This is a genomic window from Sulfitobacter sp. 1A10359, assembly GCF_043558145.1.
Taxonomy (GTDB): domain Bacteria; phylum Pseudomonadota; class Alphaproteobacteria; order Rhodobacterales; family Rhodobacteraceae; genus Sulfitobacter; species Sulfitobacter faviae.
This window is the reverse complement of the sequence record NZ_JBIFGB010000002.1, coordinates 407,899-429,804: the sequence shown is the minus strand read 5'-3', so window position 1 is coordinate 429,804 and position 21,906 is coordinate 407,899. Positions and strand designations below refer to the sequence as shown.

Here is a 21,906-nt window from a genome sequence, read left to right as displayed (position 1 = left end):
TCTAACGTAGTTGCCCCATTGGCGGAAAGCTAAGCACAGGCCGGGTGGCTTGTTCCAGCGGTGATGCTGGCATATAGAGTGGCGCAAACGCATTGCCAGAACGAGGTATTCATGGCCGGTCACTCCAAATGGGCAAACATCCAGCATCGCAAGGGCCGTCAGGACAAGCTGCGCGCCAAGGTGTTTTCCAAACTTTCCAAGGAAATCACCATCGCGGCCAAGATGGGCGACCCCGACCCGGACAAGAACCCGCGTCTTCGCCTTGCCGTGAAAGAGGCCAAGGGCCAGTCCATGCCCAAGGACAACATCGAACGCGCCATTAAGAAGGCCGTTGGCGGCGAGGGCGAGGATTACGAGGAAATCCGCTATGAGGGCTATGGCCCCAATGGCGTAGCCGTGATCGTTGAGGCGATGACCGACAACCGCAACCGCACCGCTTCGACGGTGCGCTCGACCTTCACCAAGAACGGCGGCAATCTGGGCGAGACCGGTTCGGTCGGCTTCATGTTTGAGCGCAAGGGCGAGGTGATCTATCCCGCTTCCGTCGGCGACGCCGACACCGTGATGATGGCGGCGATCGAAGCCGGTGCCGAAGACGTGGAAAGCTCCGAAGAAGGCCATGTGATCTATTGCGCCGACACCGACCTCAACGACGTGTCGACCGCGCTGGAGGCCGAACTGGGCGAGTCGGAATCGACCAAGCTGATCTGGCGTCCGACCACCACCACCGAGATGGATCTCGAGAACATGGAAAAGCTGATGAAGCTGATCGATGCGCTTGAGGAAGATGATGACGTGCAGCGCGTCACCACCAACTTTGAGGCCTCCGACGAGGTTATGGCGCAGCTTTAACGCGGCATTTGCACCAGCGCCTCGCGCGCCGCGGCTCTTATGGCGGCGGTGAGCGGGGCCAGCGCGGGCGCCATGATCCGCGCGACCTGCCAGTAAAGCGGCACATCCAGTGGCAGCGCCTCGTCCAGTGATACGAGCCGCCCCGCCGCCATATCCTCGGCCACCAGCGGCGCGGGGTTCATCGCCCAGCCCAGCCCTTGCCGCGCCGCTGCGACAAAGCCGTGGCTTGAGGGCAGATGGTGGCTTGGCGGGGTCAGTCGCTGCCCGGTCTTTCGCATCAGCCATCGCCCTTGCAGTTGATCCTTGTGGTCGAAGGTGAGCATCGGCGCGCGGGCCAGTGCCTCGGTCGTGACGCCCTCGGCAAACCACGTCTCGCGATAGGCAGGGCTGGCAGTGGCATGGTAACGTAGCGCCCCCAAGGGCAGCACGTCGCAGCCCGGTGCCGCGCGGGCTTGCCCCGTCACCGCCGCGCTGACCTCCCCCCGTCGCAGCCAATCGGCAGAGGTGTCTTGGTCGTCAATCATCAGATCGAAAAGCATGTCGGGCACCTGCGCCAGCGCCGGGATCAGCCATGTGGCTAAGACATCCGCAGGCACCGCAAGGCGCAGCCGGGGCGGGGCGGTGGCATCGCCCGCGCCAAGCGCCTGCGCTTCGAGCAGCGCCACATCCTCCGCATGTTTGGCAAGACGCTGGCCCATGGGCGTGCCGGTGCAGGGCTGTCCGCGCAGAACGAGGGTGGCCCCCACACGGTCCTCCAGCGCCTTCACCCGTTGCGAGATTGCCGAGGGGGTTAGCCCCAGCACCGCCGCCGCGGCATCAAAACTGCCGAGCCGCAGGATATGGGCCAATGCGGTTAGTTGCGCGCTGTCGAGCTGCATAAGTTTCGCTAATCCTGGCGTAGACTATTGAATTTGAGTAATCTGAACTGCCGGGCTAGGCAAAGGCAACCCATGTTATAGGACGCCTTTGATGTTCACCTCTCTCCTTCCCGGCTTCGCCCTCAGCCTCACCCTCATCATGGCCATCGGGGCGCAAAACGCCTTTGTCTTGCGCCAAGGGCTGCGCCGCGAACATGTGCTGCCGGTGGTGCTGGTCTGCGCTGCCTCGGATGCGGTGTTGATCATGTCGGGGGTCGCGGGTTTTGGCGCGCTGGCCGAGGCGGCCCCGTGGTTCGGCCCGCTGATGCGCTATGGCGGCGCGGCCTTCCTGCTGTGGTACGGCTGGCGCAACGCGGTTTCCGCATGGCAGGGCGGGGAGGCGCTGGAGGCCGAGGGGCAATCCACCCGCAGCCTGCGCAAGGCGATCCTAACACTGCTGGCGCTGACTTGGCTGAACCCGCATGTCTACCTCGACACCTTGGTGCTGCTCGGCTCGATCTCGGCGCAATATCCCGACCGGCTCAGCTTTGGCATTGGGGCGGTGCTGGCAAGCTTCGTCTTCTTCTTCTCACTGGGCTATGGCGCGCGGCTGCTGGCGCCGCTCTTTGCCAGACCGCGCAGTTGGCAGGTCTTGGACGCCATCATCGCCGTGACCATGTGGGCGATTGCCATCAAATTGCTTGCGATGTGAATAAAAATGCCGCGCCCATCTTGCCCTTGGCAGCGCTTTGGGAAAGGGTCGCGGCATGACACACTCTCCCGCCACCACCCCCGACATCCCCGCTCCGCCCAACCGTCCGCTTGTCGGGGTCTTTTGGATGTTGGTGACTGGGGCCTGTTTCATCGGCGTGACCGCGCTGGTGAAATACATGGGGCCGCGCTTGCCTTCGGCAGAGGCTGCTTTCCTGCGCTACGCCATGGGGTTGGTCTTTGTCCTGCCGGTCCTGCGGTCGCTGCTGGCCACACCGGTGAGCCGGCGGCAATGGGGGCTGTTCGGCATGCGGGGCCTGTGCCACGCAGGCGGGGTGATCCTGTGGTTCTACGCCATGACCCGCCTGCCCATCGCCGAGGTGACGGCGATGAACTACCTCGCGCCGATCTATGTCACCGTGGGTGCCGCGATCTTTCTGGGAGAGAAGCTGGCGGCGCGGCGCATCGTGGCGGTCTGTCTGGGGCTGGCCGGGGCGGCGATCATCCTGCGGCCCGGTTTTCGCGAAGTCTCTACCGGGCATCTGGCGATGTTGCTGGCGGCGGTGGTCTTTGCCGGGTCCTACCTCTTGGCCAAGGTGCTGGCGGATGAGGCGCGCCCGGTGATGATCGTGACCATGCTGTCAATCTTCGTCACCATCGGGCTGGCGCCCTTCGCCTTCGCCGTCTGGATCACGCCGACACCGCAGGAACTGCTGATCCTTGCCGGGGTCGCCTTTTTCGCAACGGCGGGGCATTTCACCATGACGCTGGCCTTTGCCGCCGCCCCGGTGACGGTGACGCAGCCGGTCACTTTCCTGCAATTGGTCTGGGCCACGATCCTCGGCGTGGTGGTCTTTGCCGAGCCGGTGGACCTCTGGGTCGTGCTGGGCGGGGCGGTGATCTTGGGCTCTGTCACCTTTATCACATGGCGCGAAGCGATGCTGAAACGGCAGGTCACGCCCCCCTCGCATGCGACGAAATTCTGACCTTCCGCCCCGTCGGTCGGTACTTGATTGACGAGTCAATAAAGATTCCCCTATCCTGAGGCGGTCAACACTGCCCCAAGGATCCGAATCCAATGCCCAAAGTCGGAATGGAACCCATTCGCCGCTCTGCGCTGGTCAAAGCCACCATCGCCGAGATCGGCGAGGCCCAGTCGCTGGATGTGACGGTGAGCCAGATCGCCAAACGGGCAGGCATGTCGAGCGCGCTGGCGCATCACTACTTCGGCGGCAAGAACCAGATCTTTCTGGCGGCGATGCGGCATATCCTGTCGGAATATGCCGCCGGGGTCCGCGAGCGGCTTGCCACGGCCCGCACGCCGCATGACCGCGCGGCGGCGATCATCGTGGCAAGTTTCGACGACACCGGCTTTCACCCCGGCACGATCAGCGCGTGGATGACACTCTACGCCCATGCCCGCACCAACCCCGAAACCCGGCGGCTGCTGACGGCTTACCAAAGCCGGTTGCGGTCCAACCTCACACATGCGCTGCGCCCGATCAGCCCTCAGCCCGAAGGCGACGCCGAAACCTTGGCGGCGTTGATCGACGGGCTCTACCTGCGCGCGGCGCTGTCGGACGGCGTCAGCGCGGCAGAGGCTATGACCCGCGCGCTCTATACACTCGACCTGCTGCTTAAAGCGGGCCGTTGAACACCGCGGAGACGGGCGGCACCGCCGCGCTCCGCCTCTCTGAACACTCCTCGCCTCAGGCAAGAAAGTCCCTTTGATGTCCTATGATCCCCAACCCACCGCCAGCCACTTTATCGACGGCGCCTATGTCGAAGACACCAATGGCACGCCGATCCCGGTGATCTACCCGGCAACGGGCGAAAAGATCGCCACGGTCTATGCCGCCACGCCTCAGATCGTGGAGCAGGCCATCGCCTCGGCCCGCCGCGCGCAGGCCGCATGGGGCGCGATGAGCGGCACGGAGCGGGGCCGCATCCTGCGCCGCGCCGCCGACATGATCCGCGACCGCAACCACGACCTCTCGGTGCTGGAAACCCAAGACACCGGTAAACCCTATCAGGAGACCTCTGTAGCCGATGCCACCAGCGGGGCGGACGCGCTGGAGTATTTCGGCGGCCTCGCCGGGAGCCTGACGGGCGAACATATCCAACTGGGCGAGGACTGGGTCTATACCCGCCGCGAGCCCTTGGGCGTCTGCGTCGGCATCGGTGCATGGAACTACCCCACCCAGATCGCCTGCTGGAAGGCCGCGCCGGCGCTGGCCTGCGGCAATGCGATGATCTTCAAACCGTCCGAAACCACGCCGCTCTGCGCCCTGAAGGTCGCCGAAATCCTGATCGAGGCCGGGCTGCCCGCGGGGCTTTTCAACGTGGTGCAGGGCATGGGCGAGGTCGGCCAGTCGCTGGTCACCGACGCCCGCGTCGACAAAGTCTCGCTCACCGGCTCGGTGCCCACGGGGCGCAAAGTCTATGCCGCCGCCGCCGAGGGCATCAAACATGTGACGATGGAACTGGGCGGCAAGTCGCCCCTGATCGTCTTCGAGGATGCGGATATCGACAATGCCGTCGGCGGCGCGATCCTGGGCAACTTCTACAGCTCCGGCCAGATCTGCTCGAACGGCACGCGGGTCTTCGTGCACCGCGACATCAAGGAGAAGTTCCTCACGCGGCTGTCTGAGCGGTTGGGCAACGCCGTGATCGGTGACCCGATGGACCCCGACACCAGCTTCGGCCCGATGGTCAGCGAGCGGCAGATGCAAATCGCGCTGGACTACATCGAGAAGGGCAAGGCCGAGGGCGCGCGGCTGGTCTATGGCGGCGCGCGGATCGAGCGTGAGGGCTTCTACATGCAGCCCACCGTCTTTGCCGATGTGAAAGACGACATGATCATCGCCCGCGAAGAGATCTTCGGCCCCGTCATGGCGGTGCTCGACTTCGAGGACGAAGCCGAGGTAATGGCCCGCGCCAACGCCACCGAGTTCGGCCTCGCCGCCGGTGTCTTCACTCGAGACCTCGCCCGCGCGCATCGCGTGGCCGCGAGGTTTGAGGCCGGGACCTGCTACATCAACAGCTACAACGACGCCCCGGTCGAGGCGCCCTTCGGCGGCATGAAGAACTCCGGCGTCGGCCGCGAGAACGCCAAGGCGGCCATCGAGCACTACAGCCAGGTGAAGTCGGTCTATGTGCGCATGGGCGATGTCGAGGCGCCCTTCTAAGGGGTGAATTTGCTGAGAGGTGCTTGAGGGATCGGCCTGATCCTCAAGTCACCTCGTCAATTCTGGGGAGCGATTCCCCACCGCCTCAAGGACAAGCCGCGCCTTCGCGCGGTGCTGCGCATCCTTGACCCGGCGGGGAATCACGGAAGGAAGAGCTATGGAAGCTGAATTTGTCATCGTCGGCGCGGGCTCCGCGGGCTGCGCCATGGCCTACCGTCTGGCCGAGGCGGGCCGGAAGGTCATCGTTATCGAACACGGCGGCAGCGATGCGGGGCCTTTCATCCAGATGCCGGCGGCGCTCAGCTACCCGATGAACATGCCGCGCTACGACTGGGGCTATAAATCCGAGCCCGAGCCGCATCTCAACAACCGCGAGCTGGTCTGCCCGCGCGGCAAGGTGATCGGCGGCTCGTCGTCGATCAACGGCATGGTCTACGTCCGCGGCCATGCCAAGGACTTCGACCATTGGGAGGAGGTCGGCGCGCGCGGCTGGTCCTATGCCGACGTGCTGCCCTACTACAAACGCATGGAGACATGGCACGAGAACGGCCACGGCGGCGATGCTGCATGGCGCGGCAAGGACGGCCCGATGCACGTCAGCCGCGGCCCGCGCGAGAACCCGCTTTTCGACGCCTTCGTGCAGGCCGGGGCACAGGCGGGCTACCCGGTGACCCATGACTATAACGGCGAGCAGCAAGAGGGTTTCGGCCCGATGGAGCAGACTGTCTGGAACGGGCGGCGCTGGTCGGCGGCCAATGCCTATCTGCGCCCGGCGCAGAAGACCGGCAACGTCACCCTGATCCGTGCGCTGGCGCAACGTGTCGTGATCGAAGAGGGCCGTGCTGTGGGTGTCGAGGTCAAGCGTGGCCGCGCGACGGAGGTGATTCGCGCCAGCCGCGAGGTGGTGCTGGCGGCCTCGTCGATCAACTCGCCCAAACTGCTGATGCTCTCGGGGATCGGCCCCGCCGCGCATCTGGCCGAACACGGGATCGAGGTGCTGGCTAACCGCCCCGGCGTTGGGCAGAACCTGCAGGACCATCTGGAGCTTTACATCCAGATGGCCTCGCGCCAGCCGATCACGCTCTACAAGCACTGGAACCTCTTGTCGAAGGCCGTCATCGGCGCGCAATGGCTCTTTACCAAGACCGGGATGGGGGCCTCGAACCAGTTCGAATCCGCGGCCTTCATCCGCTCGAAGCCCGGCGTGGAATACCCTGATATCCAATACCATTTCCTGCCCATTGCCGTGCGCTATGACGGGCAGGCGGCGGCCGAGGGGCACGGGTTCCAAGCCCATACGGGGCCGATGCGCTCCAAATCGCGCGGTGCCGTTACCCTGCGCTCCGCCGACCCGGCCGAGGCGCCGCGTATTCGCTTCAACTACATGTCCCATCCCGACGATTGGGAGGAGTTCCGCACCTGTATCCGCCTCACGCGGGAAATCTTCGCGCAGGATGCCTTCAAACCCTTCGTTAAACACGAGATCCAGCCCGGCGCCGCGCTGCAGTCGGACGCGGAGCTTGATGCCTTCATCGCCGAACACGCCGAGAGCGCCTATCACCCCTGCGGCACCTGCCGCATGGGGGCGGCGGACGATCCGAACGCCGTGGTCGACCCGCAGGCACGGGTGATCGGGGTCGAGGGGCTGCGCGTGGCCGACAGTTCGATCTTCCCGCGGATCACCAATGGCAACCTTAACGCGCCTTCGATCATGGTCGGCGAAAAGGTCTCGGACCTCCTTCTGGGCCGCGATCCGCTGCCGCGCGCGAATGACGAACCTTGGGTGCATCCGAACTGGCAGGTGGCGCAGCGCTGATCGTTAACTTGCCTTAACCTCCTGTCTTGAAGGCCGCGGGGCAGGGCGTCATACCTGCCTCATGTTAAGGATTTGTTCACTTTTCGCCCTCAGTCTGACACTGAGCCTCGCAACTGGATCGGCGGGGGCGCAGACCGTCTCGGGCGTGGTTCGCGTGATCGACGGGGATACTTTCGATCTCGGCGGTACGCGCATCCGCTTACACGGCATCGATGCGCTCGAATCCAGCCAGACCTGCGAGACCGAGGGCGGGCAGGCTTGGGCCTGCGGAGATTGGACAACGAGGGAGGTGCGCGACAGATACCAAGGGGCCAACGCGCATTGTGAGGCACTAGACCGCGACCGCTATGATCGCATCGTCGCCCGCTGCCATGTGGGCAACGTTGACGTGGGGCAGGCGCTGGTGCGTGACGGGCTGGCCTTTGCCTATCGGAAATATTCGATGGACTATGATCTGGATGAGAAAGCCGCCTTTGTCGCAGGCCGTGGGATTCACGGGTTCAAGACGGTTTCCCCCGCCCGCTACCGCGTGACCCGCCGCAGCGGGTCCGAGCCTGCCCGGCCCGAGGGGAGCTGCCAGATCAAAGGCAATATCAGCGCCAAGGGTGTCAAGATTTACCATATGCCGGGGCAGGAATTTTACAGCCGCACCCGCATCAGCGCCCGCAAGGGCGAGCGTTGGTTCTGCTCCGAAGCCGAGGCGCGCGGCGCGGGGTGGCGGCGCGCGCGGCGCTGATCACTCCACCTGGTAGGGCAGGGTGTCGCGCAGATGCGGGTCGACCACCAACTGCCGCTCTAGCGGCGGGACGGAGCGTTGATGGCAGTCCCGGCGCTCGCAAATCCGGCAGGAAATGCCTATCGGTTCAAAGGCATCGCTGCGGGTGACATCCATCCCATCGGCATAGACCAGCGCGGGCGCATGGCGCACCTCGCAGCCGAGTGAGATCGCGTAGCGCCGCACCGGCGCGCCAAACCGCCCCGCCGGTTTCGAGATGTCCCGCGCCAAACTGATATAGCGCACCCCATCCGGCGTCTCGGCCAGCTGCCGCAGGAACCGCCCCGGCGTCTCAAAGGCGCGGTGGACGTTCCAAAGCGGGCAGGCGCCGCCGAAACGCGCGAATTGCAGTCGGGTCGCGGAATGGCGTTTGGTGATCGTGCCTGCCTGATCGACCCGGACGAAGAAGAAGGGCACCCCCTTCGCGCCGGGGCGCTGCATCGTCGACAGCCGATGCGCCACCTGCTCGATCGAGGCACCGAAATGCCCGGCCAGCACCTCCAGATCATGGCGGCAGTCCTGCGCCTTTTGCAAAAACCGCCCATAGGGCAACAGGGCCGCCCCGGCGAAATAATTGGCCAGCCCAATCTTTGCGATATCCCGCGCCGCGGCGCTGTGGAAGCGGGCAAGGTCCAGCGTCGCCTCCAGCAGCGCATCCTGCTGGGTCAGCGCCACCTGCAACAACATCTGAAAGGTCTGCGTCTCAGGCGCTGCACGGGCCGATAGATGCAGCACCCTGCGTGCGGGATCATAGGCGCGCAGCCGGTCGTCATCCTCAAAAACCACGCGCACCCCGGCACTCTCAAGCGCACGCGCCGCGGTCGCCCGCGTATCACTTCCGCTGCCTTCGCGGGTCGCGAAATGCTCTGATGCACGGTCGACAGCATCGATGTAATTGTCGCAATAGTGAAAGAAGTCCCGCACCTCTTCCCAAGGGGAGGGCATCGCGCGGGCATCCTCACGGCCCAGGGCTTCGTCCAGCGAGGCCAACCGTTCATGTACCTGTCGGTAGCTTTGATGCAGCGCGAGAAAGGTATGTGCCAGCCCCGGCGCGTTGGAGGCGGTAAGGCGCAGATCGGCCACCGGGGGTGCCTTTCCGGCGAAAATCGGATCGGCCAGCGCCTCGCGCAGATCGCTGACCAACCGCTCCCCATCGCCGCTGGAAAGCTCGGTCACATCCAGCCTGAACTCCGACGCCAAGGCGAGCACGACATTGGTGCTGACGGGCCGGTTGTTGTTCTCCATCTGGTTGAGATAGGGCAAGGAGACGCCCAGCCGGGCGGCGAAATCTTTCTGCGTCAGCCCCGCGCGGGTGCGGGTCTCACGCAGTTTCACACCGGCATAGAGTTTCTGGATCGCCATCCGCGCACCTTTGCAACTTTGCAGTCAGGTGCAGCCTAGCTTTGCAAAGCTAGGGTCACAAGTCCGAGCAGCTTCGGGTTAAAGCCCTAAAGCTTTCTCGCGCCGGACCACCACCCAGATGGACGCGACCGAGGCAATGGCTGTCAGCAGCATCAGCCACAGCAGCGGATAGGCTCCGGTTTCGGGGGTGAGCAGGGCGCCCGCCAGCGCGCTGAGCGCCGCGCCGCCAACGATCATGATCGCCCCGCCCAGCCCGGAGGCCGTACCCGCCAGATGCGGGCGCACCGACAGCATCCCGGCGGTGGCATTGGGAATGCAGAGCCCGTTGCCCAGCCCCACCAGCGTCATCAGCCCGAAAAAGCTGAGCGGGGAGCCGTATCCTGCAAGGAAGATCAGCAGCGACACCGTGCCACCCACGGCATTGGAAATGCAGCCCCAAAGCACCAGCGTATTGACGCCAAACCGGGTCGCCGTCCGCGCGGTGACGAAGTTACCGATGAAATAGCCAATCGCGGGTGCGCCGAAATAGAGGCCAAGCACCGCAGGCTCCATCCCGAAGACCACGGTCCCCACAAAGGGCGCGCCGCCGAGATAGGCAAAGAAGGCGCCCGAGCAAAAGCCCGTGGCCAGAGCATAGCCCCAAAAGCGGGGGGAGCGGAGCAACTCGGGGTATTCGCCGAACTGCTGCCGCAGCGATTTGCCGCTGGCCCGGGCGGTTTCGCCCAAATCCGCCCAAGCCACCCAAAAGACCAACCCGCCGAGGATCAGCATCGCCCAGAAGGAAGCCTGCCAGCCGAAACCCTGCTCCAGCAAACCGCCCAGGGCGGGGCTGATCATCGGCACCAGCGCCATGCCCATCGTCACATAGCCGATCATGGAGGCGGATTCGTCTTGGGTATAAAGGTCGCGGATCACCGCACGGCTCAGCACCATGCCCGTGGCGATCACGGCCTGCGCCATGCGGAATACCAGAAACACGGCGATGTTCGGCGCCAGCAGACAGCCGACCGTAGCCACGAAAAAGATGCCCAAGCCCCAAAGCATCACCCGCCGCCGCCCGAGGTTGTCCGAAATCGGCCCGATGAAAATCTGCAGTATCCCGCTGAAGAACAGGTAGAGCGGCACCGAAAGCTGGATCACCGCATAATCCGTGCCGAAATGCTCTGCCATCTTCGGCAGACTGGGCAGGAAAATGTTCATGACCATGGCCGAAAGCCCGGCCAGCAGGATCAGTGTTGAGATATGGGGTGGGGTCGTCCGGTCTAAATACCGGACCCGGGGGATATCGCTCATGCAAATGCAAGTAGTCGCGGGTATGGGAAATGTCCATGTTAACTAGATTGTTTTGCAACTTTTCATTTTGCTTCACCACGCCTGTATTGATTTTGCAAATTTGCAAAATTGCGCTTTGGTCAGTTGCGCTCCTCCGGTAGACTGGTCGAAATCACAATAGGGGTGCGTCATGAAAGACATTCTCGAACAACTGGAGCGGCGTCGCGAAGATGCGCGTTTGGGCGGCGGTCAGGCACGGATCGATGCGCAGCACGGCCGCGGCAAGCTCACCGCGCGGGAGCGGGTCGATCTGCTGCTTGACGAAGGCTCGTTCGAGGAATTCGACATGTTCGTCACCCACCGCTGCACCGATTTCGGTATGCAAGATCAAAAGCCCGCAGGCGATGGCGTGGTCACCGGTTGGGGCACGATCAACGGCCGCCTCGTCTATGTCTTTAGTCAGGATTTCACCGTCTTCGGCGGCTCGCTCTCTGAAACCCATGCTCAGAAAATCTGCAAGATCATGGATATGGCAGTGCAAAACGGCGCGCCGGTGATCGGCATTAACGATTCCGGCGGCGCGCGGATCCAAGAGGGCGTGGCCAGCCTTGCAGGCTATGCCGAGGTCTTCCAGCGCAACATCGAAGCCTCCGGCGTGATCCCCCAGATCAGCGTCATTATGGGCCCCTGTGCGGGCGGGGCGGTCTATTCGCCCGCGATGACCGACTTCATCTTCATGGTCAAAGACAGCTCCTATATGTTCGTCACCGGTCCGGACGTGGTGAAGACCGTCACCAACGAAGTCGTCACCGCCGAAGAGCTGGGCGGCGCCACGACCCACACGCGCAAATCCTCCGTCGCCGATGCGGCCTTCGAGAACGATGTGGAGGCACTCGCCGAGGTGCGCCGCCTCGTCGATCTGCTGCCCGCCAACAACCGCGAAAAACCGCCGGTCCGCCCCTTCTTCGACGATCCCAATCGGATTGAGCCCTCGCTCGACACGCTGGTACCGTCGAACGCCCACACCCCATATGACATGAAGGAATTGATCCTCAAACTGGCGGATGAGGGCGACTTTTACGAAATCCAAGAGGAATTCGCTAAGAACATAATCACCGGTTTCATCCGTCTTGAGGGGCGTACCGTTGGCGTGGTGGCCAACCAGCCGATGGTGCTGGCCGGCTGCCTCGACATCGACAGTTCGCGCAAAGCGGCGCGTTTCGTGCGCTTCTGCGATGCCTTCGAAATTCCGATCCTCACGCTCGTCGACGTGCCCGGCTTCCTGCCCGGCACCGGTCAGGAATTCGGCGGCGTCATCAAACACGGCGCGAAACTGCTCTTCGCCTATGGCGAGGCGACCGTGCCAATGGTCACCGTCATCACGCGCAAAGCCTATGGCGGCGCCTATGACGTGATGGCCTCGAAACACCTGCGCTCGGATTTCAACTACGCTTGGCCCACCGCCGAAGTCGCCGTGATGGGCGCCAAAGGCGCAACCGAGATCATTCACCGCAAGGATCTGAACGACCCCGAAAAGATCGCCAAACACACTAAGGATTACGAGGATCGTTTCGCCAATCCCTTCGTCGCCGCCGAACGTGGCTTCATCGACGAGGTGATCCAACCCCGCAGCACCCGCAAACGGGTCGCCCGCGCCTTCGCCTCTCTGCGCAACAAGAAAGTGCAGACCCCGTGGAAGAAACACGACAACATCCCGCTTTGAGCGCCATCATGCAGCTTCATCCTTTCTTAAATACCGATCCCACGAGGGCCGCGCACGGAACCCTCGGCGGGCTGGGTGGTTTTCCTTGCAAAGGAGGACCGGATCATGCCGAATTCATCCATCAAGGACGAAGAGACCTACAAGTCCCTGCGCGAGGATGGGGCGAGCAAGGAGAAAGCCGCCCGCATCGCCAATGCGCAGGCCAACGACAGCCAGCATCCCGGCCAGAAGGGGGGCAAACAGCCGCCCTACGAGGATTGGACCAAGGACGATCTCTACGACCGGGCGCAGGAGCTCGGGATCGAAGGACGCTCGGACATGGACAAGGACGCGCTGATCGACGCGCTGCGCAACCACTAGGCGCTCTTCTGCGCTGGGCTTGGCTGCCAGCCCTGCTGGCGGTCGGGCTTGCAACCCCCGCGCGGGCCATTGATGTCCCCTCTGGCCAAACCGTTGACCTGCAAGAGGTCTTGGTCGAGGAGCTCGGCGGTGAAACTTGGCTTCGCTTCCGTTTTATCGCGCCGCAGATTGCCAAAGGGCCGGGGGCCATCGCCTATGACCGCGCCGCGCCGGATATGGAACATCTCTGCGCGGTCGTCGCACTTCCTTACATGACTGAACATGCGCTGGCGGGGCAGGTGATCGTCGTCTCCCTCGCCGACCGTCCGGTGGAATTCGGCGCGGCCGACCCCGAGGCGACCCAGTATTTCGAAGCTTTCCGGGCGCAGAATGACACCTGCATTTGGGAGGGTTTGTGATGCGCAGGCAATATCTTGCAAGAATCCGCCGATCCTCGGATTGGAATGATGCTTTGGAGTCACAACGTGACCGATTGCACTTGCAACCGTATCCATTGCCATGTGAATCGCATATGATGCGGTCAAGGAATACCCACGTATCCCTTACCTCAGAACCCGGGCTTGGCCGGCGTGTTGTCGTGTCAGGTTCATTTAACATTGATAGGAGATTTACATGTCCAAGAGCATCAAGTTGCTGGCAGCCATCGGTTTCGTTGCAGCGGTTTCGGCCTGCGCGCAGCAAGAAGAAGAGTTTGTCGTGGTCGAGCCCGAGCCCATCTCGGTTGAGCCCGTCTACACCGGCAAGTACAAGTAATGCCGTTGCAGGGCAGGCGTTTGCGCCTGCCCTGATCCCAGCCACCCCTGCAACCGGGAGGGGTGTCTGATGCCCGCCTATATGCTAAAACACCGCGGGTTCCCTGGGCGTTTGCCCGGCACCGATTTTCAATTCACCATTCGCCGCCCGAACCCCAAAGGGGTCACGCCCATCACCCGGCGTGAGCGTCGCCCCGACCGCCGCGCCCCGGACCGTCGCGCCGATACCGCCTTTGTCAAAGCCCTTTGGGAAGCCTTTGGCGAACATCCGTTCGAGCGGGGCAATCTGGATGCGGGCCGCCTCTCTTGGCTCTTTGGCCGTGAGGTTCTGCCCGCGACCGATCCTTTCGACCCTGCCGATTACGAAGCGCTGCTGGTGCTTGACGTGGCCGCCGCCCGCGCCGCCTTTCCCGAAGCGTTCGAGGATTGATCGGCATGATGTCGCCGCGCCTTTCCGCCGTTCAGCACACCTTTGCCGAAGTTCCGTTCGGGACTGGCGCAGGCTTGGCGCCGCTGCGGGCTTGGGCCAAGCTTGCCTTGGCTAGCGGCACATCATTTGTCCTTCGTGCCGTTGGACATGAAGACCATACCCCTTCCCCTATCGGGCAGTCGCGCGCTGGTGCGGGGCTGCCCGACTTTTCGAAAGGGTGGTTTTCGCGCCACAAGGCAGCAGACCGAAAAACCGACCGGGAACTTGTCAAACGGCAGGGCGTTGGTCGGATAGTAGATAGCAGTGAAGGAGCAGGCACATGTCCATTCGTAACATCATTCTCGCGCTTGGCGCGACAGCCGGTCTGGCCGCATGCGGCGACAACATCGGCGAACAAGGTTTGGGCGGCGCAGCCGTCGGCGCAGGTGCGGCAGCCGTCACAGGCGGGTCGCTGGCGCAGGGCGCAGCCATTGGCGCTGCAGCCAACGTCGGTTATTGCCAGCTCAATCCCGGCAAATGTAACTGATCCAGCTACAATAGCCGCTTTGCCCGCCATCCGCGCGGGCAGGGCGGCCTCCGTTTCATCTTTACCCCTACAGGCACCCGCGCAGCCCCGGCTGACGCGGCATTTTGCGTGGCCTGTCACCGTCAAAGGAACTGCTGATGTTTGACAAGATCCTCATTGCCAACCGGGGCGAAATCGCCTGCCGCGTGATCAAGACCGCCAAGAAAATGGGTCTGATCACCGTGGCGATCTATTCCGATGCAGATGCGCAGGCGCTGCATGTGGAAATGGCGGATGAGGCCATTCACATCGGCCCGCCCCCGGCGAACCAGTCCTATATCGTCATCGACAAGGTGATGGAGGCGATCAAGCAATCGGGCGCGCAGGCGGTGCATCCGGGCTATGGTTTCTTGAGCGAAAACAGCAAGTTCGCCGAAGCGTTGGAGGCCGCTGGCGTGGCCTTCGTCGGCCCGCCGAAAGGGGCCATCGAGAAGATGGGCGACAAGATCACCTCGAAAAAGATCGCCAAAGAGGCCGGGGTTTCGACCGTGCCGGGTTACATGGGGCTGATCGAAGACGCCGAGGAAGCGGTGAAGATCTCCAATGAGATCGGCTACCCGGTGATGCTCAAAGCCTCCGCTGGCGGTGGTGGCAAGGGCATGCGGATCGCTTGGAACGACGAGGAAGCACGCGAGGGTTTCCAATCGTCCAAGAACGAGGCCGCGAATTCCTTCGGCGATGACCGTATCTTCATTGAGAAATTCGTGACGCAGCCGCGCCACATTGAGATTCAGGTCCTTTGCGACAGTCACGGCAACGGCATCTATCTGGGCGAGCGCGAATGCTCGATCCAGCGCCGCAACCAAAAGGTGGTCGAAGAGGCGCCGAGCCCCTTCCTTGACGAAGAGACCCGCCGGGCCATGGGCGAACAGGCCGTCGCATTGGCGCAGGCCGTGGGCTACACCAGCGCGGGCACCGTGGAATTCATCGTCGACGGCGACAAGAATTTCTACTTCCTCGAAATGAACACCCGCCTGCAGGTGGAACACCCGGTGACCGAGCTGATCACGGGCGTCGATCTGGTTGAGCAGATGATCCGCGTGGCCAACGGCGAAAAGCTGTCGATCACCCAAGACGACGTGACCCTGACCGGCTGGGCCATTGAGAACCGGCTTTACGCCGAAGACCCCTACCGCGGCTTCCTGCCCTCCATTGGCCGCTTGACCCGCTACCGCCCGCCGCAGGAGGTGGCCGCGGGGCCGCTTCTGGAGCAGGGCACATGGCAGGGCGACGCGCCCGCGGGCGACATGGCCGTGCGCAACGACACCGGGGTTTACGAGGGCGGCGAGATTTCGATGTATTACGACCCGATGATCGCCAAGCTTTGCACTTGGGCGCCGACGCGCGCCGAGGCGATCGAGAAGATGCGCGTGGCGCTCGACAGTTTTGAGGTCGAGGGCATCGGGCACAACCTGCCCTTCCTCAGCGCGGTGATGGATCACCCCAAGTTCGTCTCGGGCGAGATGACCACCGCCTTCATCGCCGAGGAATATCCCGAGGGCTTCGAAGGCGTTGAACTGCCGGAGAGCGAGCTGCGCCGCATCGCCGCCGCCTGTGCCGCCATGCACCGCGTTGGCGAAATCCGCCGCGCCCGCGTCTCGGGCCGGATGGACAACCACGAGCGCAAAGTCGGCAGCGACTGGAACGTGAAGCTTCAGGGTGAGAACTTTGATGTGGTCACCAAGGCCGATCCCGAAGGAGCGACGGTGGCTTTCTCTGACGGCAGCGAAATGCGGGTCAGCGGCGATTGGACCCCGGGCGACCAACTTGCCGAGATGACCGTCGATGGCGCGCCTCTGGTGCTGAAGGTCGGCAAAATCTCAGGCGGCTTCCGCATCCGCACCCGCGGTGCAGACCTGAAAGTCCATGTCCGCACGCCGCGCCAGGCGGAACTGGCGGCCCTGATGCCCGAGAAGCTGCCGCCTGACACGTCGAAGATGCTGCTCTGCCCGATGCCGGGTCTGGTGGTGAAGCTCGACGTCGAAGTGGGTGACGAGGTTCAAGAGGGTCAAGCGCTCTGCACCATCGAGGCGATGAAGATGGAAAACATCCTGCGCGCTGAGAAGAAGGGCGTCGTCAGCAAGGTCAACGCCGGTGCGGGCGACAGCCTTGCGGTGGACGATGTAATCATGGAGTTCGAATAGGGTGCGACGCGCGGGCGATCAGGGCGGGCAGGGCGCGGGGCATCAGCGGTTGACGTCGCGCTCCTTCGCCTCTCTGATCTCTCGCTGCCTGAGCGGCATCTTGTCGATGCTGCGGGTGATCTCGCGCACGTCCCAAGGGAAGGGTTTGCGCAGCTCAATCTGGCCTTCCTTGTCGACCAGCACCAGCATGAAACCACGCGGGCGCATCCGCAGGCGCAGCGGGCTCTGCGCGGCGGGGTCGGTATCGGTCAGCACGACGACATCGCGCAGGCGCAACTCGTCCTCACGCTCGCGGAGGTATTCCATCTGCGCGACGAAGGCGGGGTCGTTCTCGGAATTGGCAAAGACCAGTACGGGCCGTTTGGTCCATTGGAAGGTGCTGAGATCGGCCATATCGGCAGGCAGGAACAGTGAGTCTTCCACCGGGGCATCGGCCCCTTGGGCCATGGCCGCCGTGGTCATCAATCCTGCAAAAACTAGTGAGATCAAACGTTTCATCAAGGCTCCTGTCCCCTCAAATATAGGGGGCCTGTGCCAGTTTGCGAAGGGCAAAGCGCCGCAGGGGGGATTTATCCCCCTAGGGGTGCGGCCTTTGACAATTCAGCCGCCCCAGTTGCGCAGGCCGATGCCTGCCGCCGGGCGCTAAGGGAGAAGGACAAGCATATGACATCCGACCAAAAGGACGCGAAGGCGCGTTGGCAGGAACTGGCTACCGGCGAATTGCGTGGGCGCAGCCTTGACGATCTCACGTGGAAGACGCTGGAGGGGATCGACGTCCAGCCGCTTTACACCGCCGAGGACGTGGACGGGCTGGAGCATCTGGGCAGCATCCCCGGCGAGGCGCCCTTCACCCGCGGCGTGAAGGCCACGATGTACGCAGGCCGTCCCTGGACGATCCGGCAATACGCGGGCTTCTCCACCGCCGAGGAATCTAACGCCTTCTACCGCCGTGCCTTGGCCGCGGGCCAGCAGGGTGTTTCCGTCGCTTTCGACCTCGCCACCCACCGCGGCTATGACAGCGACCACCCCCGGGTGGAGGGCGATGTGGGCAAGGCCGGCGTGGCCATCGACTCGGTCGAGGACATGAAGATCCTCTTCGACGGCATCCCGCTCGATCAGGTCTCGGTCTCCATGACGATGAACGGTGCGGTGATCCCGATCCTCGCGAGCTTCATCGTTGCGGGCGAAGAGCAGGGCCATGACCGCGCCAAGCTTTCGGGCACGATCCAGAACGACATTCTCAAGGAATTCATGGTCCGCAACACCTATGTCTATCCGCCGGAGCCGTCGATGCGGATCATCGGGGACATCATCGAATACACCTCGGACCACATGCCGAAGTTCAACTCGATCTCGATCTCGGGCTACCACATGCAGGAGGCGGGCGCGAACCTCGTGCAGGAACTGGCCTTCACCATCGCGGACGGGCGCGAATACGTGCGTACCGCCATCGCTGCGGGCATGGACGTCGACCGCTTCGCGCCGCGTCTGTCGTTCTTTTTCGCCATCGGCATGAACTTCTTCATGGAGGCCGCCAAGCTGCGCGCCGCGCGTCTGCTCTGGGCGCGGGTGATGGAGGAGTTCGAACCGAAGAACCCCAAGTCTTCGATGCTGCGCACCCATTGCCAGACCTCCGGCGTGAGCTTGGCCGAACAGGACCCCTACAACAATGTTGTGCGCACGGCCTACGAAGCGCTTTCGGCGGTGCTGGGCGGCACCCAGTCGCTGCACACCAATTCGCTCGATGAGGCGATCGGCCTGCCGACCGAGCATTCCGCCCGCATCGCCCGCAACACCCAGCTGATCCTGCAGGAAGAGACCGGCATCACCAATGTCGTCGATCCGCTGGCGGGGTCGTATTACGTCGAGAAGCTGACCGCCGATCTGGCCGAGGCGGCCTGGAAGCTGATCGAGGAGGTCGAGGAGATGGGCGGCATGACCAAGGCCGTGGCCTCCGGCATGCCGAAGCTCAGGATCGAGGAAGCCGCGGCACAGCGTCAGGCGGGTATCGACCGCGGCACCGAGGTGATCGTCGGCGTCAACAAGTACCGCCGCGACAAGGAAGAGCCGATCGACATTCTCGACGTCGACAACGTCAAGGTGCGCGCAGGACAAGTGGCCCGTCTGGAGCGCATCCGCGCCGAGCGTGACGAGGACGCCTGCACGGCGGCGCTCGATGAGTTGACACGGCGGGCAGCCGAGGGCGGCAACCTGCTCGACGCGGCGGTCGAGGCCGCGCGCGCACGCGCCACAGTGGGGGAAATCAGCATGGCGATGGAAAAGGAATTCGGACGGCACCGGGCCGAGGTCAAGACGCTCTCGGGGGTCTATGGCGCGGCCTACGAAGGCGACGCGGGCTTTGCCGACATCCAGAAATCGGTCGAGGAGTTCGCCGAGGCCGAAGGCCGCCGCCCGCGCATGCTGGTGGTCAAGATGGGCCAGGACGGTCATGACCGCGGCGCCAAGGTGATCGCCACCGCATTCGCCGACATCGGCTTCGACGTCGACGTAGGCCCGCTGTTCCAGACGCCCGCGGAGGCCGCGCAGGATGCGGTAGACAACGACGTGCATGTCATCGGCATCTCGAGCCAGGCTGCGGGGCACAAGACGCTGGCGCCGCAGCTCATTCAGGCGCTGAAGGACGCGGGCGCCGAAGATATCCTCGTGATCTGCGGCGGAGTGATCCCGCAGCAGGACTACAAGTTCCTGCAAGACGCGGGCGTGAAGGCGATCTTTGGTCCCGGCACCAATATCCCAACCGCCGCGCAGGATATCCTGAAGCTGATCCGCGAGACGCGGAAGTGATGCAAGACGACGGAAGCGCCGCCCTGAGGGGCGGCGCGATCCGCCCCGCCGTGGCGCAGGATGCCGCCGCCGTGGCGGCGCTGTGGAACGGTATGATCCGCGACAGCCTGTCGACCTTCACCACCGACGAAAAGACGCCGGCGGAAATCGCGGCGCTGATCGCCGCCCGCGCCGATGCCTTTTGGGTGGCCAAAGGGGAGGGCGCGGTGCTGGGCTTTGTCACCTATGGCAGCTTTCGGGGCGGGCCGGGCTATGCCGCGACGGTGGAGCATAGCATCGTCCTGTCCGAGGCGGCGCAGGGGCGGGGGCTGGGCCGCGACCTGATGACACAGGCCATAGAGGCGGCAGCGGCGCAGGGCCGTCACACCATGGTCGCAGCGATCAGCAGCGCCAATCCCGGCGCTGTGACGTTCCATGAAAAACTGGGCTTTGCGCAGGTCGGGCGGATGCCCGAGGTGGGGCGCAAACATGGCCAATGGCTCGATCTCATCTTGATGCAAAAAACGCTGACTGCATCCTGACTTCCCCGATGCCAGCGGTTAAGCTGGGGGCCGAATACCAAAGGGTCAGCCCATGTCGATCTGGACGCGCATCTCCGAAGCTCTGTCAGCCCTCACCGCGGGCGAGGGGCTGTCGGCTGTCTTTGACCGGCTGCGCAGCCCGCCCGAACGCTCGGTCGCCTTTACCATCGCGGTGATCGCGCTTGGCGCCAAGATGGCCAAGGCCGATGGGCTGGTGACCCGCGATGAGGTGACCGCCTTTCGCGAAGTGTTCCAGATCGCCGAAGCGGATCAGGAGGGGGCGGCGCGGGTCTTTAACCTTGCCCGCCAAGACGTGACCGGTTTCGAGGATTACGCCCGCCGCATCGCGCGGATGTTCAGCGACCAGCCCCAGACCCTGCATGACCTAATGGAGGGGCTGTTTCACATCGCGATGGCCGATGGCATCTACCACCCCAACGAAAACGCCTTTCTTGAGGATGTGGCCGCGATTTTCGGCATGGATGAAGAGGCTTTCGCCTCGCTCAAAGCGCGTTTCGTGCCCGATAGCTCGCCCCTGCCGCGCACGGTTCTGGGCATCGGCCCCAATGCGACGTTGGAAGAGGCCCGCCGCGCGTGGCGGCGGCTGGTGCGTGAAAACCACCCCGACGCGCTGGTGGCGCGCGGGCTGCCGCAAGAGGCGATCAAGATGGCCGAGAAGCGCATGATCGACATCAACCGCGCGTGGGAAACGCTCTCGGGCAAACACGCTTGATGCGCATCGCGACCTACAACGTGGAGTGGTTCGCGAGCCTTTTTGACGATGACAATCAGCTCTACGACGATGGCGAATGGTCTTCGCGCTATCAGGTGACCCGTGCGCAGCAGACGGCGGCTTTGGGCCAAGTGTTCAGCGCCCTGGATGCCGATGCGGTCATGGTGATCGAGGCGCCGAACCACGGGCGGTGGCAATCCACCGTGGCGGCGCTTGAGCATTTTGCCGCGCGGTTTTCCCTGCGCACGCGGGCCGCTGTCATGGGGTTTTCCAACGACACTGAGCAAGAGATCGCGCTGCTCTATGATCCCGACAAGCTCAGCGCCCGCCATGTACCTCAGGGTGCCACCAATGCCCCGCGCTTTGACCAGACGCTGCGGATCGACCTTGACGTGGATGCCACCGAAGACGCGGTGGTCTTTTCCAAACCGCCCTTGGAGTTGGAGGTGACCACGCAGGCCGGTTTCACCTTCCAGATGATCGGCGCGCATCTCAAATCCAAAGCGCCCCATGGGGCCAAGTCCGAGGCCGATGTGCTGCGCATCGCCATTGCCAACCGGCGCAAGCAATTGGCACAGGCGATCTGGCTGAGGCGGCGGATCGACATGCATTTGGCGGCGGAACGGCCCATAATGGTCTTGGGCGATCTGAACGACGGGCCGGGGTTGGATGAATTCGAAAGCCTGTTTGGTCGCTCTTCGGTCGAGATCGTGCTGGGGCAGGGGGCGGCGGCGCTGTTCGATCCTCATGCCAAACAGGCGCTCAGCCGCCGTTTGGGGGCCGCGCCGACCAGCGCGCGTTTCTGGATCGCGCCGGAGGAACGCTATCTTCAGGCGCTGCTTGACTACATCATGGTCAGCCCGCAGATCGCCGCCCGTGCGGCCCGCTGGCGGATTTGGCACCCGATGGATGACCCGGCCTGCTGGCAAGACGTCGCCCTGCGTGACGCGCTGCTGGCCGCCTCGGATCACTTCCCAGTCACGCTGGATGTCGATCTTTAGGCGGGGGGCTGCCAGCGGCGTGGCGTAAGACTGGACATG

Annotated in this window: 22 protein-coding genes; 18 read left to right on the top strand and 4 right to left on the bottom strand. The window is 63.7% G+C overall.

All coding sequences use genetic code 11. From position 1 onward, the window contains the following. Nucleotides 1-111: 111 nt before the first annotated feature. Nucleotides 112-852: a YebC/PmpR family DNA-binding transcriptional regulator gene (locus ACGYK2_RS06375; RefSeq protein ID WP_271687943.1), complete on the top strand. Its 741-nt coding sequence runs from the start codon at nucleotides 112-114 to the stop codon at nucleotides 850-852. On the opposite strand, the gene ACGYK2_RS06370 is transcribed toward ACGYK2_RS06375, so the two are convergent. Further along, nucleotides 849-1,730 carry a LysR family transcriptional regulator ArgP gene (locus ACGYK2_RS06370; protein ID WP_271687942.1) on the bottom strand — a complete coding sequence of 294 codons (882 nt, stop codon included), beginning with the start codon at nucleotides 1,728-1,730 and terminating at the stop codon, nucleotides 849-851. The genes ACGYK2_RS06375 and ACGYK2_RS06370 overlap by 4 nt on opposite strands. 91 nt (nucleotides 1,731-1,821) lie before the next feature. On the opposite strand from ACGYK2_RS06370, the gene ACGYK2_RS06365 reads away from it, so the two are divergent. The 6 genes from ACGYK2_RS06365 (at nucleotide 1,822) to ACGYK2_RS06340 (ending at nucleotide 8,160) form a co-directional block, all read left to right on the top strand. Continuing rightward, entirely contained in the window at nucleotides 1,822-2,421 is a 600-nt protein-coding gene (locus tag ACGYK2_RS06365; protein WP_209219057.1) for a LysE/ArgO family amino acid transporter, read from the top strand. Between the two features lie 55 nt (nucleotides 2,422-2,476). Continuing rightward, nucleotides 2,477-3,406 carry a DMT family transporter gene (locus ACGYK2_RS06360; protein ID WP_136720479.1) on the top strand — a complete coding sequence of 310 codons (930 nt, stop codon included), beginning with the start codon at nucleotides 2,477-2,479 and terminating at the stop codon, nucleotides 3,404-3,406. Nucleotides 3,407-3,498: 92 nt separating this feature from the next. After that, complete coding sequence (betI, locus tag ACGYK2_RS06355; protein ID WP_209219056.1) at nucleotides 3,499-4,074, top strand: choline-responsive transcriptional repressor BetI; 576 nt, start codon at nucleotides 3,499-3,501, stop codon at nucleotides 4,072-4,074. Between the two features lie 76 nt (nucleotides 4,075-4,150). Continuing rightward, nucleotides 4,151-5,608 carry a betaine-aldehyde dehydrogenase gene (gene betB / locus ACGYK2_RS06350; RefSeq protein WP_271687940.1) on the top strand — a complete coding sequence of 486 codons (1,458 nt, stop codon included), beginning with the start codon at nucleotides 4,151-4,153 and terminating at the stop codon, nucleotides 5,606-5,608. 157 nt (nucleotides 5,609-5,765) lie between these two features. Continuing rightward, nucleotides 5,766-7,424: a choline dehydrogenase gene (gene betA, locus ACGYK2_RS06345; protein WP_271687939.1), complete on the top strand. Its 1,659-nt coding sequence runs from the start codon at nucleotides 5,766-5,768 to the stop codon at nucleotides 7,422-7,424. Nucleotides 7,425-7,485: 61 nt separating this feature from the next. Then, nucleotides 7,486-8,160: a thermonuclease family protein gene (locus ACGYK2_RS06340; protein WP_271687938.1), complete on the top strand. Its 675-nt coding sequence runs from the start codon at nucleotides 7,486-7,488 to the stop codon at nucleotides 8,158-8,160. Here the strand turns inward: ACGYK2_RS06340 and ACGYK2_RS06335 are convergent, their stop codons facing one another. Together ACGYK2_RS06335 and ACGYK2_RS06330 are read right to left on the bottom strand one after the other, a co-directional pair. Next, nucleotides 8,161-9,561 (bottom strand): short-chain fatty acyl-CoA regulator family protein, encoded by a 1,401-nt coding sequence (locus ACGYK2_RS06335; RefSeq protein ID WP_394374264.1) that lies wholly within the window; start codon nucleotides 9,559-9,561, stop codon nucleotides 8,161-8,163. Nucleotides 9,562-9,639: 78 nt separating this feature from the next. Continuing rightward, nucleotides 9,640-10,854: a multidrug effflux MFS transporter gene (locus tag ACGYK2_RS06330; protein ID WP_271687935.1), complete on the bottom strand. Its 1,215-nt coding sequence runs from the start codon at nucleotides 10,852-10,854 to the stop codon at nucleotides 9,640-9,642. 169 nt (nucleotides 10,855-11,023) lie between these two features. On the opposite strand from ACGYK2_RS06330, the gene ACGYK2_RS06325 reads away from it, so the two are divergent. The 7 genes from ACGYK2_RS06325 (at nucleotide 11,024) to ACGYK2_RS06295 (ending at nucleotide 16,807) form a co-directional block, all read left to right on the top strand. After that, nucleotides 11,024-12,556, top strand: coding sequence for an acyl-CoA carboxylase subunit beta (locus ACGYK2_RS06325; protein ID WP_271687934.1), 1,533 nt, complete (start codon nucleotides 11,024-11,026; stop codon nucleotides 12,554-12,556). Between the two features lie 105 nt (nucleotides 12,557-12,661). Further along, nucleotides 12,662-12,916 carry a Rho termination factor gene (locus ACGYK2_RS06320; RefSeq protein WP_271687933.1) on the top strand — a complete coding sequence of 85 codons (255 nt, stop codon included), beginning with the start codon at nucleotides 12,662-12,664 and terminating at the stop codon, nucleotides 12,914-12,916. Further along, nucleotides 12,814-13,314, top strand: coding sequence for a DUF6497 family protein (locus ACGYK2_RS06315; RefSeq protein ID WP_276154290.1), 501 nt, complete (start codon nucleotides 12,814-12,816; stop codon nucleotides 13,312-13,314). The genes ACGYK2_RS06320 and ACGYK2_RS06315 overlap by 103 nt, the downstream gene beginning before the upstream one ends. Nucleotides 13,315-13,528: 214 nt before the next feature. Continuing rightward, nucleotides 13,529-13,669: a hypothetical protein gene (locus tag ACGYK2_RS06310; RefSeq protein WP_162931863.1), complete on the top strand. Its 141-nt coding sequence runs from the start codon at nucleotides 13,529-13,531 to the stop codon at nucleotides 13,667-13,669. A gap of 81 nt (nucleotides 13,670-13,750) precedes the next feature. Beyond that, complete coding sequence (locus ACGYK2_RS06305; protein WP_067261657.1) at nucleotides 13,751-14,098, top strand: hypothetical protein; 348 nt, start codon at nucleotides 13,751-13,753, stop codon at nucleotides 14,096-14,098. Nucleotides 14,099-14,417: 319 nt separating this feature from the next. Further along, on the top strand, nucleotides 14,418-14,624 hold the full coding sequence (locus ACGYK2_RS06300; protein WP_067261646.1) for a hypothetical protein: 207 nt from the start codon (nucleotides 14,418-14,420) through the stop codon (nucleotides 14,622-14,624). 137 nt (nucleotides 14,625-14,761) lie between these two features. After that, nucleotides 14,762-16,807, top strand: coding sequence for an acetyl/propionyl/methylcrotonyl-CoA carboxylase subunit alpha (locus ACGYK2_RS06295; protein ID WP_271687929.1), 2,046 nt, complete (start codon nucleotides 14,762-14,764; stop codon nucleotides 16,805-16,807). 42 nt (nucleotides 16,808-16,849) lie between these two features. Here ACGYK2_RS06295 and ACGYK2_RS06290 read toward each other — a convergent pair whose 3' ends face one another. Then, nucleotides 16,850-17,305: a DUF4174 domain-containing protein gene (locus ACGYK2_RS06290; RefSeq protein ID WP_271687928.1), complete on the bottom strand. Its 456-nt coding sequence runs from the start codon at nucleotides 17,303-17,305 to the stop codon at nucleotides 16,850-16,852. A gap of 165 nt (nucleotides 17,306-17,470) precedes the next feature. On the opposite strand from ACGYK2_RS06290, the gene scpA reads away from it, so the two are divergent. The 4 genes from scpA to ACGYK2_RS06270 are packed head-to-tail and all read left to right on the top strand — an operon-like array spanning nucleotide 17,471 to nucleotide 21,867. After that, nucleotides 17,471-19,612 carry a methylmalonyl-CoA mutase gene (gene scpA / locus ACGYK2_RS06285; RefSeq protein WP_271687926.1) on the top strand — a complete coding sequence of 714 codons (2,142 nt, stop codon included), beginning with the start codon at nucleotides 17,471-17,473 and terminating at the stop codon, nucleotides 19,610-19,612. Next, nucleotides 19,612-20,133, top strand: coding sequence for a GNAT family N-acetyltransferase (locus ACGYK2_RS06280; RefSeq protein ID WP_271687925.1), 522 nt, complete (start codon nucleotides 19,612-19,614; stop codon nucleotides 20,131-20,133). Before scpA ends, ACGYK2_RS06280 begins: the two co-directional genes overlap by 1 nt. A 52-nt stretch (nucleotides 20,134-20,185) precedes the next feature. Next, a complete protein-coding gene (locus ACGYK2_RS06275; protein WP_067261634.1) occupies nucleotides 20,186-20,866 on the top strand; it encodes a molecular chaperone DjiA in 681 nt (226 codons plus the stop codon). Further along, the gene (locus ACGYK2_RS06270) at nucleotides 20,866-21,867 is read left to right on the top strand and encodes an endonuclease/exonuclease/phosphatase family protein (protein WP_271687924.1); all 1,002 of its coding nucleotides are present in this window, start codon (nucleotides 20,866-20,868) and stop codon (nucleotides 21,865-21,867) included. Before ACGYK2_RS06275 ends, ACGYK2_RS06270 begins: the two co-directional genes overlap by 1 nt. Nucleotides 21,868-21,906: the final 39 nt, after the last annotated feature.